Here is a 13,075-nt window from a genome sequence, read left to right as displayed (position 1 = left end):
GCCTGACCGGACGGCGAAACGCTCCAAGCGTGTTCGTGGTCCGTTTTTTGCGTTGGAAATCAGACGCTTTGAGATGGGGTCGTTGCCAGCGACCCTGTGGAGCAGGAGAAAGTTACCAATGGCACGTATCGCGGGCGTCAACCTGCCCACCAACAAGCGCGTCATCATCGCGCTCACCTACATCCACGGCATCGGTCGCAAGACCGCCGTCGACATCGCCGACAAGCTGGGCATCGACCACAGCCGCCGCGTCCAGGACCTCAGCGACGCCGAGATCCTGCAGATCCGCGAAACGCTCGACGCCGACCACACCGTCGAGGGTGACCTTCGCCGCAACACGGCGATGAACATCAAGCGCCTGATGGACCTCGCCTGCTATCGTGGCCTGCGTCATCGCAAGGGCCTTCCCGTCCGCGGCCAGCGCACGCACACCAATGCGCGCACCCGCAAGGGCAAGGCGAAGCCGATCGCCGGCAAGAAGAAGTAAGCCGGTTTTTCGCGCCGGCGGCCGCCTTCACCGGCTTGTGCCCCGGCCCGCTTTACGGATTTAGGTTAGGATTTCATCATGGCTCGTGAACCGCAGCGCCTTCGTCGGCGCGAACGCAAGAATATCTCGTCGGGTGTGGCCCACGTCAACGCGACCTTCAACAATACGATGATCACCATCACCGACGCGCAGGGCAATGCGATTGCCTGGTCGAGCGCCGGCATGATGGGCTTCAAGGGCAGCCGCAAGTCGACCCCGTACGCCGCGCAGGTGTGCGCCGAAGACGCGGGCAAGAAGGCCGCCGAACACGGCGTCCGCACCCTCGAAGTCGAGGTCAAGGGCCCCGGCGCAGGCCGCGAATCGGCTCTCCGCGCCCTGCAGGCTGTCGGGTTCCATATCACGTCGATCCGCGACGTGACGCCGATCCCGCATAATGGTGTCCGCCCGGCCAAGCGCCGCCGCGTCTGACACCTTTTTCCGGAACGGCGGCTTCGGCCGCCGTGCCGCCGCAATATCTCCGCGGGACCGCTGCCGACCCCAGCCGCCCCGCCCATAGCGAAGGGAAGTCCATGACTGTCAATATCCGGAACTGGCAGGAATTGAAGAAGCCCAGCAACCTGGAAATCAAGGCCGGCGGCGACGGCAAGCGCAAGGCGACCTTCGTCGCCGAACCGCTTGAGCGCGGTTTCGGTCTGACGCTTGGCAACGCGCTGCGCCGCGTGCTGCTGTCGTCGCTCCAGGGTGCGGCCATTACGTCGATCAAGATCGAGAATGTTCTGCACGAATTCTCGAGCCTTGCCGGCGTGCGCGAAGATGTCACCGACATCGTCCTCAACGTGAAGCAGATCGCCCTCAAGATGGAAGGCGAAGGCCCGAAGCGGCTGCAGCTCTCGGCGACCGGTCCCGCGACCGTCAAGGCGGGCGACATCATGGTGTCGGGTGACATCAAGGTGATGAACCCGAACCATGTCATCTGCCACCTCGACGACGGCGCGACGCTGAACATGGAACTCGTCGCCGACACCGGCAAGGGTTACGTCCCCGCGACCGCGAACCGCCCGGCCGACGCGCCGATCGGCCTAATCCCGGTCGACTCGCTCTACTCGCCCGTCCGCCAGGTCGCCTACAAGGTCGACAATGCGCGTATCGGCCAGGAGCTCGATTTCGACAAGCTGAGCCTGACCGTCGAAACCGACGGCACGGTCACCCCGGAAGACGCCGTCGCTTATGCGGCGCGCATCCTCCAGGACCAGCTGCAGGTCTTCGTCCACTTCGAAGAGGCGATGAACGACAGCGGCCTGATCGGCATGGCGGCCCCCTCGGCCGCGACCGAGGAATCGGACGTCAACCAGCTCAACCGCTTCCTTCTCAAGAAGGTCGACGAGCTCGAACTGTCGGTCCGTTCGGCGAACTGCCTCAAGAACGACAACATCATCTACATCGGTGATCTCGTTCAGAAGACCGAAGCCGAAATGCTCCGCACGCCGAACTTCGGCCGCAAGTCCTTGAACGAAATCAAGGAAGTGCTGTCGTCGATGGGTCTGCGCCTCGGCATGGACATCCCCGGCTGGCCGCCGGAGAATATCGAGGAAATGGCGAAGAAGCTCGAACAAGAGCTTCTCGGCTGATCTTGCGGCCCGGCGAAAGCCGGGCCCCACAACGGGAATGGGTCGGCCCGATAATCGACCTGGTCTGGGCTACCTCACACGGGCCCTTAACGAACGAAGGAAGAAATCATGCGTCATAAATCGGGTGGCCGGAAGCTTCAACGCACCGGCGCGCATCGCATCGCGATGTTCCGCAACATGTCGGCCTCGCTCATCAAGCACGAGCAGATCACGACGACCGTCGCCAAGGCGAAGGAACTGCGTCCCTATGTCGAAAAGCTGGTCACGCTCGCGAAGCGCGGCGGCCTTGCCAACCGCCGTCTCGCCAAGAGCCGCCTGATGGACGACACGCAGCTCGCGAAGCTGTTCGATGTCCTCGCCGAGCGCTACAAGGACCGCAACGGCGGCTATACCCGCATCATCAAGGCCGGCATCCGCGCCTCGGACGCCGCGCCGATCGCGATCATCGAATTCGTCGACCGCGACGTCGATGCCAAGGGTCAGGATTCGGGTCCGGTGCTGACCGAGGACGAATTCGAAGACGCGTAAGCCGCGGCTTCCAGCGACAAAAGATCAAGGGCGGCGTCCGCAGGGACTGCCGCCCTTTTTCATGTTCGATAATGCGGAGGCTCGCCCGGCCGGTCGCCGAACCGAGGCCTCAGCCATAGGAAACGGAAAGCTTCCCCTTCCGGCGCTGCGCGCGCATCGCGCCGCCGACAGCGGCAAAGCCGAGCAGGAACATCGCCCAGGTCGCGGGCTCGGGCACCGCCGAGGTGACGACGGCCTTGATGATCAGATCGTCATAATCGTTGTCGGCGCCCTGAATCTGGTCGTCATAACCGAAATAGAAGGTCGAAACGGAAGTGCCGCTCTTCTGCATTTTGGTCAGGAAGATGCCGAAGCCGTCGTCCCCGACCGTCGCCGGCTTCCCGCCGACGCTCGAGAAATTCAGGCGGCCGGCGAGACTGCCGGCATTGAACGCGCCGCTGCCGATCGAAACCGGCGCGCCGAAATTGTTCTGGAAGGGCGTGTTCTCGCTCTTGATCAGATTGGGGGTCGAAATCGTCGCGAAACTGTCGTTGAAGCCGCTTTCCGAACCAAGCAGATAGAAGGTGATGATCGAATTTTCGGTGAGGACCAGCGAAACGTCGTCCGACGAATATTTCGTGAGGCCCAGCGCGTTCAGCTGCGACTTGAAATCATTGCTGCTCGAAATCGTCGCCTTGTCGTCGAAGGTGATCGTCACGGCGGCCTGCGCCGCAACCGGAAGCGCGGATGCAAGGAGCAAGGCCATAGCAGCAAGCGGTTTTTTCATGTCTTTTCCCCCACGCCCGGCGCGCCCTTCATTCGGTTCGTCACGCCCGGCGACTCGGAGTTTTAGCATTTCGGAAACCATGAAAGTAGGGCACCGGGGAAGATGTGCCGAAGTGGTACATGCTGATTTGCGGCGATCTTTTTGCAGACGATCGCCGGCCGCGCCCGGCCGTCGAGCGATCTGCAGCGGCCCCGCCGACTGGCCGCTCAAAATATGGCCGGCACCCAAAATCGATGCCCAAATCCGCTTGCCCGGCCTCTTTCTATCCTTACATAATGGCGCACGATTGTTGCTCCGACGATGAGGATCGCCTTGCCATGCCCTGTAAAGATATGCGCGCGCCGCTTGCGCTGGTCGCGCTGATGATGACGCCCGCCGCTGCGCCGACCGCTGCAAACGCCGCCGATTCCGCCGCGGCCCCTGCCCCGGCGCTCGCCTATCCGGCGACCGAACGCGGCTCGACGGTCGATCGGCAATTCGGCGTCGACGTCGCTGACCCCTATCGCTGGCTGGAGGACGATGTTCGCGTCAATCCGAAGGTCGCGGCGTGGGTTGCCGAGCAAAACAAGGTCACCGACGCCTATCTTGCGACGCTTCCCGGCCGCGACGCGTTCCGCAAGCGGATGACCGAACTCTATAATTACGAACGCTTTGGCCTGCCGACGAAGGCGGGGACGCACTATTTCTACACGCGCAACGACGGGCTGCAGCCGCAGTCGGTGCTGTATGTCCGCGACGGACTGAAGGGCGAGGGCCGCGTGCTGATCGACCCCAACGCCTGGGCAAAGGACGGCGCGACCGCGCTCGGCGAATGGAACCCCTCGGAAGACGGCAAATATCTGCTCTATTCGGTGCAGGACGGCGGCACCGACTGGCGCATCGTCCGCGTCAAGGACGTCGCGACGGGACAAGACACCAGCGACGAGATCCGCTGGGTCAAATTCTCGGCGCTCGACTGGGCGAAGGACGGCAGCGGCTTTTACTATTCGCGTTTCCCAGAGCCGAAGGAAGGCCAGGCCTTCCAGTCGCTCAACGAAAATCACGCGGTCTATTTCCACAAGCTCGGCACGCCGCAGAGCGAGGACGTGCTGATCCACGCCACCCCCGACGAGCCGAAGCTCAACCACAGCGCGGTCGTCACCGACGACGGAAAATATGTCCTTGTTGTCTCGTCCAAGGGGACCGACGAACGCTATGGCCTGACACTGCATCCTGCGAAGGGCGGCGCGGCGATCCCGCTCGTCGACGACTATGCAAACAATTGGGAATATGTCACCAACGCGGGCACCCGCTTCACCTTCCTGACCAACAAGGGGGCGCCGCGCGCGCGCCTTGTGTCGCTCGACATCCGCAAGCCCGGCGAAATCACTGAACTGGTCCCGGAGAGCCAGTCGACACTCGTCGGCGCCTCGCGCGTCGGCAACCGCATCATCCTGTCCTATCTCGGCGACGCCAAGTCGCAGGCGGTGATGATCGGGCTCGACGGCAAGCCGATTTCAGCAATCCGTCTGGCCGATATCGGGTCGGCGAAGGGCTTTGGCGGCAATCCGAGGGACGCGGAAACCTTTTACGAATTTTCGAGCTACGCGACGCCGACGACGATCTTCCGCCTCGATACGGTGACCGGCAAGAGCGAGGTGTTCGCCGCGCCCAAGCTGACCTTCGACCCCAAGCAATTTTCGGTCGAACAGCGTTTCTACAAGTCGAAGGACGGCACGCAGATCCCGATGTTCGTCGTGATGAAAAAGGGGCTCGATCGCAGCAAGGGATCGCCCACCCTCCTCTACGGCTATGGCGGGTTCAACGTGTCGCAGGTGCCGGGCTTCTCGCCCACCAAGCTCGCGTGGATGGACAAGGGCGGCGTGTTCGCGGTCGCTAACCTGCGCGGCGGCGGCGAATATGGGAAGGCGTGGCACGATGCCGGCCGGCTCGACAAGAAACAGAATGTGTTCGACGACTTCATTGCCGCGGGAGAACATCTGATCGCAGAGGGGATCGCAGGCAAGGGTCAGCTCGTCATCGAGGGCGGGTCGAACGGCGGCCTGCTTGTCGGCGCAGTGACGAACCAGCGCCCCGATCTGTTCGCTGCGGCGCTGCCCGCGGTCGGCGTGATGGACATGCTGCGCTTCGACCGTTTCACCGCCGGCCGCTACTGGACCGATGATTATGGCTATCCGTCGAAGGAAGCCGATTTCCGGAACCTCCTTGGCTATTCGCCCTATCACAATATCAAGGGCGGCGCGGCCTATCCGGCGATTCTCGTCACCACGGCCGACACCGACGACCGCGTCGTGCCGGGGCACAGCTTCAAATACACCGCCGAACTGCAGCATGAGGATATCGGCCCCAAGCCGCACCTGATCCGCGTCGAAACGCGCGCGGGTCACGGGTCGGGCAAGCCGGTCGACAAGATCATCGCCGAGGCGGCGGACAAATATGCCTTCGCCGCCAAATGGACCGGACTGAAGGTCGAATAGGGAGCCCACATGTCCTACGCTCTCTCCTTTTCGGCAACCGACCCCGCAACGCTGTGGGCAGAGGCCGCCGACGCGGCCGAGGCGCTCGTCGCGGGCGAGCCCGACGGCATCGCCAATATGGCCAACGTCACGGCATTGGTATGGCAGGCGATTCCCGACCTCAACTGGGCGGGCTTCTACCGCTTCGACGGGACCGAACTCGTCCTCGGCCCGTTCCAGGGCAAGGCTGCGTGCATCCGCATTCCGCTCGACAAGGGGGTGTGCGGCGCCGCGGCGCGGCTTCGCGAGACGCAGCGCGTCGAGGATGTCCACGCTTTTCCGGGCCATATCGCCTGCGACGCCGACAGCCGCAGCGAGCTGGTCGTCCCGATCGTCGCCGACGACCGACTAATCGGCGTCCTCGACCTCGACAGCCCGTCGCCGGCGCGCTTCACCGCAGAGGATCAGTCGGGCGCCGAAAGTCTCGTCGCGCGCATCGCCGCAGCGCTGGCGTCCTGACCCAAATCGGCCTGACCCAAATCGGGACGCAAAACTCAGGGTTAACAGATTCGCGAGAATCACCCTGATTTGATAACAAACTGTTAACCAGTCGCTCGCCGACGCAGCGATGCGGACGGCGCGGCCAGGGTAACAGGGAGTTTAGAATGCGCACGATCTTGCTTCTGGGGGCGGCCGTCGGAACGGTGTTGCTGACGAGTGGCGTCGCGCGTGCCGCGGATCCCGCGCCGAAGCTCGACTATGGCGCCCCCGCCGCCCCCGACGTCCGGGTCTATACCGGCTATCCCGATCGCGTGCCGAGCGAGACCGACTATCGCCATGTCGAAGGGGGCTATGACGCAGAGGGCCGCTGGACCGGAAGCTGGACCGGCACTTACGACGCGCCCGACGGTCGTCGCTACGAAGGCACTTACGAGGGCACGGTCGAGGGCCATGGCGCGGGCTATCCGCCGCCGCCCTATTATGATCCCTATTACGGCGGCCATCCCGATCCCGAGGATGCGGAGATGGCGCGTCGCTGTGGCCGGGGGGGCACAGCGACCGGAGCGGTTGTCGGAGGCGTCGTGGGGGGCGTCGTCGGCAACCGCGTCGCCGGGCATGGCGACCGCACCGCAGGCACGCTGATCGGCGGCGGTGTCGGTGCGCTGGCCGGCGCCGCGATCGGCAACGAAGCCGACAAGAAGAAGTGCGACGAATGGTGGGAGGGCCGCGGCCGCCATCATCAGGGCGGCTATGCCTGGCATCACGGCGGCACTTACCCCGGCGCCTACTCATACAGCAGCGGCTATGGTTACGGCTATGGCTGGTACACGCCCGGCGTCGTTGTCACGACGATCATCAACGGCGCCCCGCTGGTCACCGAGACGGTCGAGACCACCACCAAGACCTATTATGAAAATGCGCCGGTCCGGAAACGCTATGCTCCGAAGAAGAAGTGGAAGCCGAAACCGAAACCGCGCTGCGTCTGCTGAACGACCCCGACTGGTCTGGTCACCGTCACGAGGGTCCCGTCAGGCCCGCCCTCCACACGGAAGGCGGGCCTTTCCTTTCATCGCGGCGGCGCCACGGTTCAGCGGCGCGAAAGCATGGCGGGCGTAACAGCGAATCCTGTTGCGGGTGGGAGCGTCCCTTGCCCGCGCCTGCGGAGTATCCCGCCCATGCGCAAGTTCACCGGCCTCGCCACCGCGACCGCGATCATCCTCACCTCGGTCGGCGTCAGCGCCACCCCCGCCGAAGCCCGCGACCGATATGGTCATGGCTATGGCTGGGGCCACCGTCACCGCGACGATATCGATGCCGGCGACGTCATCGGCGGCCTGCTGATCATCGGCACCATCGCCGCGATCGCCAGCGCCGCGAGCAAGGGCAAGGCCGAACGCCGCGACCGCGACGACCGCTATGACCCGCCCTATCGCGAGCCGCGACAGGATGCGCCCAACTATGATCCGCCCGCCGACGACGCGCGCCCCTATGGCGACGGCGCCACCGAAGTCCGCCCCTATGGCAATGGCGAGGCCGAAGCCCGCGCCGCCGACGCCTGCAGCTGGGCGGTCGAGGGCGAAATGGGCGACGACGCCCGCGTCGACAGCATCACCAAGACCGAGCCGAACAACGGCGGCTGGTACGTCACCGGAACCGCCTCGCGCCTCGGCGGCGAGGTGCGCAGCTTTGGCTGCAGCTTTCGGGGTGGCCGCGTCGTCGACGTCAGCTTCGGCTGAACCGGCGACGAGCGACGGACCGGGCCCTGTACCGCCGGTACGGGGCCTTTTGTTTATGAACGCCAGCAAAACCAAGGCTTAACGCCAGATAAGCGGCGGGTTCAGGGCCGCGTCACCGCCGACTCGGTAAAAGGATGACAACAGGCCGCACGGGTGCCGCCTGCGCTATCTGGAGACCGAACCATGGCTGTGAATACATCTTGGACCAAGGCCGCGATTGGTGCGGCCACCGCCGGCGCGATGCTGGTGAGCGCTGCCCCCGCCGCTGCGCGCGATCGCCACGACCGCGACGGCATCAGTGCGGGCGAAGTCATCGCGGGCGCCGTCGTCCTCGGCGGACTCGCCGCGATCCTGTCGTCGTCCAACAACGACCGCGACCGTTACGACCGTTATGACCGCTACGACGACCGCTACGGCCGTTACGACGGTCGCTACGACCGCGGCCGCTACGACAATGACCCGCGCTACGGCTACGGCTATGACTATAACCGCTATGGCAACAGCCGCGGCGCCGTCAGCCAGTGCGTCAACGCCGTCGAGCGCGGGACGAGCCGCTATGGCCGCACCGACGTCACGCAGGTAACGAGCATCGACCGCAAGCGCGACGGCTATCGCGTCAAGGGCCGCGTCGTCGTCCGCGACGGCTACGGCGGCCGCTGGGGTCGCGGCGGCTCGTACGACAAGGGCAAGTTCAGCTGCGACGTCCGCTATGGCCGCGTCGTCGACGTCGACTATTCGGGCCTCGGTTAAGCCCGAAGCATAGAAGAGAGCCAACTGGCCCGCCGGCATCCAGGCGCCGGCGGGCCCTCTTGCGTCGGCGCGGGGCAGGCCGCATGAAGCATCATGCTCAGAGCCACTTTCGCCGCCGCGCTGCTGCTCGCCGCCCCCGCCGCCGCTTCCGCCGGGGACACCGCGCCCGCCCCCGATCCCGCGCGCCTGAAAGCACTGGTCGAAAAACTCGTCTCCTTCGGCACCCGCCATACGCTGTCGTCGACGACCGATCCGAAGCGCGGCATCGGCGCCGCGCGCAACTGGGGCGCTGCCGAATTCCAGCGCATTTCAAAAGCGTGCGGCGGCTGCCTGACGATCGAGCGGATCAGCGACCGTTTCGAAGGACCGCGCGCGCCGTCGGGCGTGATCGTGCAGAATGTCCTTGCGATCCAGAAGGGCAGCGACCCCGACCGCGTGATCATGATCGCCGGCCATATCGACAGCCGCGTCAGCGACCCGATGAATTTCACCGCCGACGCCCCCGGCGCGAACGACGACGGCTCGGGCACCGCGCTGGTCCTAGAGGCAGCGCGCCTGCTCTCGAAGGACAAGCATCGCGCGACGATCGTCTATGCGCTGCTCTCGGGCGAGGAACAGGGGCTCTGGGGCGGCAAGCTGCTCGCCGCCCATGCGAAGGAAAAGGGCTGGCAGGTCACCGCGATGCTCAACAACGACATCGTCGGCGGCACCCGCGGCACCGACGGCACGGTCGTTGCGGACCGGGTCCGCGTGTTCAGCGAAGGCATTCGCGCCTCCGAGGATCTCGCGGCGCAGCTCGCGCGCCGCGGTATCGGCGGCGAGGACGACGGGCCGTCGCGCGCGCTCGCCAAGGCGGCGGTGCGTGCGGCGGCGGCCAATCCGGCAATCGGGCTCGACGTCCTCGCGGTGCGCCGCCCCGACCGCTTCCGTCGCGGCGGCGATCACCTGCCTTCGCTCGAGCTCGGCTATCCCGCGATACGCTTCACCGTCGGGATCGAGGATTATGATCACCAGCATCAGGATTTGCGGACCGAAAACGGCCGGAAATTTGGCGACACGGTCGACGAGATGGACTTCCCCTATCTGGCGCGCGTCACCGCGCTCAACGTCGCCCTCGCCCGCGAACTCGCGGACGCGCCGGCCGCTCCCGAGAGCGTCAGCATCGACGGCGCGGTGAGCTCCGACACCATCGTTCGCTGGTCGCCCGTTAAGGACGCTGCCGCCTATCGCGTCCATTGGCGCCGCGCCGATCGCGACGACTGGTCGGATTCGCGCGTCGTTCCGTCGGACGCCGCTAACGAATTGATTTTGCCCGCGATCATCGTCGACGATAATTTCTTCGGCGTTTCCGCTATTTCGGCCGAAGGGCACGAAAGCCTGGTTACTTTCGGCGGTTTGCCGCCCGCGAAATAATTAGAAAACAGCACAAACGAAAATTTACCTTCGCGCGTTATGGCAGCGATGGGACCAAAATGACCGCCTGGCGTGGGTGACGGGCGGTGAAGAATGTTGGTCGCCTATGTCGAGTCCCGAGGCCCCCACGGCCTCATCAGTTCCGGATGAAAAGCGCCAGCCGCGGCAGTCGCGGCTGGTAAAGGGGTCGCTCGGCTGCCAGCGGCTCGGCCGTTTCGATGTCACTATCCGCAATGTTTCCGAGACCGGAATCGGCGGGCAAGGCCCGCACAGCCTCAATATCGGCGAGCGGATGACGGTGTTCCTGCCCGGGCACGAACCGATGCTCGGCACGGTACGCTGGGTCTCGGGCAACCGCTTCGGGCTCGAAACCGACAAGCCGGTCGAGACGATGCGACTGCGCGCTTCGCACGGCGACGACCTGCGCACCGCCGACAGCGTCGCCGACTTCCAGATCGTGCCGGCGCCCAAGCTCGATACCTGGCGACCCGGCCTGACCCGCGCGACGTCGCTGCCCGGGCATTTCGGGCGGAAGCGGTAAAGCGGGCGGAAGGCGCCGTTGCGGGCGGGGAGCAGACGTTCCCGATCGCCCGGAAAACGTCATCACGACCTTTCCTGCGCCGCCGCGGCCTAAACCGTCCCCTCCTCGCGCTCGGCCTGCTGCCGCGCCCACATGTCGGCGTAGAGCCCGCGCATCGCGAGCAGCTGGTCGTGCGTTCCGGTCTCTGCGACTCGGCCTTTCTCGAGCACGACGATCCGGTCGGCATTCACCACCGTCGACAGGCGGTGCGCGATCACCAGCGTCGTCCGCCGCTCGGCGATGCGCTCGAGCGTGTCCTGGATCGCCGCCTCGGTGCGGCTGTCGAGCGCGCTCGTCGCTTCGTCGAGGATCAGGACCGGTGGATTCTTGAGCAGGGTGCGCGCGATCGCGACCCGCTGCTTCTCGCCGCCCGACAGCTTCAGCCCGCGCTCGCCGACCTCGGTCTCATAGCCCTGCGGCAGCAGCGCGATGAAACCGTCGATCGCCGCGCCCTGCGCCGCCGCCCCGATCTCCTCGACGCTGGCGTCGGCGCGGCCATAGGCGATGTTATAACCGATCGAATCGTTGAACAGGACGGTATCCTGCGGGACGATGCCGATCGCGGCGCGCAGGCTTTGCTGCGTCACTGCCTTGATGTCCTGCCCGTCGATGGTCACGCGCCCGCCCTGCGGGTCATAGAAACGGTAGAGCAACCGCGCGATCGTCGACTTGCCCGCGCCCGACGGCCCGACGATCGCCAGCGTCTCGCCCGCCCCGACGGCGAAGCTGACGCCGTTCAGGATCGTGCGGTCGGGCTCGTAACCGAAGACGACATCCTCGAAACTCACCGCACCGCCATTGACGACGAGCGCTGGCGCGCCCGGCGCGTCGCTGATCTCGGGCGGGGTGTCGATCAGGCGGAACATCGCCTCCATGTCGATCAGCCCCTGGCGGATCGTCCGGTACACCATGCCGAGCAGGTCGAGCGGGCGAAAGAGCTGCGCGAGCAAGGTGTTCACCAGCACGACGTCGCCGACCTTGTACTCTCCGACCGACCAGCCCCAGACGGTATAGGCCATCGTCCCCGCCATCGCGGCGTTGGTGATGAAGCTCTGCCCGATGTTGAGCCAGGCGAGGCTGTTCTCGCTCTTCACCGCGGCGCGGGCATATTGGTCGGCCACGTCGCGGTAGCGCGCAGCCTCGCGTTCCTCGGCGCCGAAATATTTCACCGTCTCGTAATTGAGCAGGCTGTCGACGCTGCGCCCGATCGTCAGCGTGTCGAGGTCGTTCATCCGCGTGCGCAGCGCGTTGCGCCAGTCGGTCACCCGCCGCGTGAAGATGATATAGACGACAACCATCAGCGCCGTCGCACTGGCGAGGCCAAAGCTGAACTTGGTCCAGAAGATGATCAGCACCGCGGCGAGCTCGATGATCGTCGGTGCAATGTTGAACAGCAGGAAATAAAGCATCGTATCGATGCTCTTGGTGCCGCGCTCGATCACCTTGGTGACCTCGCCCGTCCGTCGCGCAAGATGGAAACGCAGCGACAGCGCGTGCAAATGGGTGAAGGTCGCGATCGCCAGTTCGCGCGTCGCATCCTGCCCGACGCGCTCGAATACCACATTGCGGAGGTTATCGAACAGCACCCCGGCGAAGCGCGCGCCGGCATAGGCGACGACGAGCCCGATCGCGAGCGCGACGCCCTCTTCCATCCCCGGCGCCATCCGGTCGATCGCGGCGCCATAAAGGAAGCCCATCGACAGCTGCACGCCCTTCGATGCGAGCACGATCAGCGCGGCAAGGACGATGCGGACCTTGTGCTCGGTCTGCCCCGCGGGCCACAGATAGGGCATGAAACGCCCGAGTGTCGCAAGCACGGGCGGTTCGCGGTTGCGATCGGCGGAGGTAGCGGTATCGGGCGGCATGGTCGCCCCATGTAGGGACGCACGGGCCATCCGCCAAGCGTCCTGGCGCGGCGGGGGCGAATGACTGGTGTGGGGCTATACCCGCACTCGTGCCGATCTCGATCGAATGACCGGAATCGACAGGAGGCCGCCCTAACCATCATCGTCACCCCGGACTTGATCCGGGGTCCATGACTTCAGCGCTGCGGTGGATCCCGGATCAAGTCCGGGATGACGTATGACCGCATACGACCGGAGGTGGATATTGTGATCCCCGGCGAAAGCCGGGCCCCAGGGAGTGAGAGAGCTAGTGTCGCGTTGTGCCGCTCTGGGTCCCGGCTTTCGCCGGGGTGCACCAGAGCGAAGTCCGCTCACCACCCCCAAAT

General features: G+C 65.3%; 13 protein-coding genes. 11 read left to right on the top strand and 2 right to left on the bottom strand.

The window, feature by feature from the left end:
- Positions 1-118 precede the first annotated feature (118 nt).
- The 4 genes from rpsM to rplQ all read left to right on the top strand — a co-directional run bounded on the left by rpsM (position 119) and on the right by rplQ (position 2,643).
- Entirely contained in the window at positions 119-487 is a 369-nt protein-coding gene (rpsM, locus tag QOL79_RS02855; RefSeq protein ID WP_058454488.1) for a 30S ribosomal protein S13, read from the top strand.
- A gap of 78 nt (positions 488-565) precedes the next feature.
- Entirely contained in the window at positions 566-955 is a 390-nt protein-coding gene (rpsK, locus tag QOL79_RS02850; protein ID WP_003040416.1) for a 30S ribosomal protein S11, read from the top strand.
- 101 nt (positions 956-1,056) lie between these two features.
- Positions 1,057-2,115: a DNA-directed RNA polymerase subunit alpha gene (locus tag QOL79_RS02845; RefSeq protein ID WP_058454489.1), complete on the top strand. Its 1,059-nt coding sequence runs from the start codon at positions 1,057-1,059 to the stop codon at positions 2,113-2,115.
- 108 nt (positions 2,116-2,223) lie between these two features.
- Positions 2,224-2,643, top strand: coding sequence for a 50S ribosomal protein L17 (rplQ, locus tag QOL79_RS02840; RefSeq protein WP_058454490.1), 420 nt, complete (start codon positions 2,224-2,226; stop codon positions 2,641-2,643).
- A 109-nt stretch (positions 2,644-2,752) separates the two neighbouring features.
- On the opposite strand, the gene QOL79_RS02835 is transcribed toward rplQ, so the two are convergent.
- Entirely contained in the window at positions 2,753-3,409 is a 657-nt protein-coding gene (locus QOL79_RS02835; RefSeq protein ID WP_283418555.1) for a PEPxxWA-CTERM sorting domain-containing protein, read from the bottom strand.
- A gap of 317 nt (positions 3,410-3,726) precedes the next feature.
- On the opposite strand from QOL79_RS02835, the gene QOL79_RS02830 reads away from it, so the two are divergent.
- The 7 genes from QOL79_RS02830 (at position 3,727) to QOL79_RS02800 (ending at position 10,806) form a co-directional block, all read left to right on the top strand.
- The gene (locus QOL79_RS02830) at positions 3,727-5,886 is read left to right on the top strand and encodes a prolyl oligopeptidase family serine peptidase (RefSeq protein ID WP_283418554.1); all 2,160 of its coding nucleotides are present in this window, start codon (positions 3,727-3,729) and stop codon (positions 5,884-5,886) included.
- 9 nt (positions 5,887-5,895) lie between these two features.
- Positions 5,896-6,384 carry a free L-methionine (R)-S-oxide reductase MsrC gene (gene msrC / locus QOL79_RS02825; protein ID WP_283418553.1) on the top strand — a complete coding sequence of 163 codons (489 nt, stop codon included), beginning with the start codon at positions 5,896-5,898 and terminating at the stop codon, positions 6,382-6,384.
- A 146-nt stretch (positions 6,385-6,530) separates the two neighbouring features.
- The gene (locus QOL79_RS02820; RefSeq protein WP_283418552.1) at positions 6,531-7,355 is read left to right on the top strand and encodes a glycine zipper domain-containing protein; all 825 of its coding nucleotides are present in this window, start codon (positions 6,531-6,533) and stop codon (positions 7,353-7,355) included.
- A gap of 186 nt (positions 7,356-7,541) precedes the next feature.
- Positions 7,542-8,102, top strand: coding sequence for a hypothetical protein (locus tag QOL79_RS02815; RefSeq protein ID WP_283418551.1), 561 nt, complete (start codon positions 7,542-7,544; stop codon positions 8,100-8,102).
- 183 nt (positions 8,103-8,285) lie between these two features.
- On the top strand, positions 8,286-8,852 hold the full coding sequence (locus tag QOL79_RS02810) for a hypothetical protein (protein WP_283418550.1): 567 nt from the start codon (positions 8,286-8,288) through the stop codon (positions 8,850-8,852).
- A 93-nt stretch (positions 8,853-8,945) separates the two neighbouring features.
- Positions 8,946-10,265, top strand: coding sequence for a M28 family metallopeptidase (locus tag QOL79_RS02805; protein WP_283418549.1), 1,320 nt, complete (start codon positions 8,946-8,948; stop codon positions 10,263-10,265).
- Positions 10,266-10,371: 106 nt separating this feature from the next.
- Positions 10,372-10,806, top strand: a complete 435-nt coding sequence (locus QOL79_RS02800; RefSeq protein WP_283418548.1) for a PilZ domain-containing protein — start codon at positions 10,372-10,374, stop codon at positions 10,804-10,806.
- A gap of 89 nt (positions 10,807-10,895) precedes the next feature.
- Here QOL79_RS02800 and QOL79_RS02795 read toward each other — a convergent pair whose 3' ends face one another.
- Positions 10,896-12,710, bottom strand: coding sequence for an ABCB family ABC transporter ATP-binding protein/permease (locus QOL79_RS02795; RefSeq protein WP_283418547.1), 1,815 nt, complete (start codon positions 12,708-12,710; stop codon positions 10,896-10,898).
- Positions 12,711-13,075 lie beyond the last annotated feature (365 nt).

The sequence above is a fragment of the Sphingopyxis sp. Geo48 genome (genome assembly GCF_949769155.1).
Taxonomy (GTDB): Bacteria; Pseudomonadota; Alphaproteobacteria; order Sphingomonadales; family Sphingomonadaceae; genus Sphingopyxis.
The sequence above is the reverse complement of the archived record's forward strand: the minus strand, read 5'-3'. Positions and strand labels throughout refer to the sequence as shown.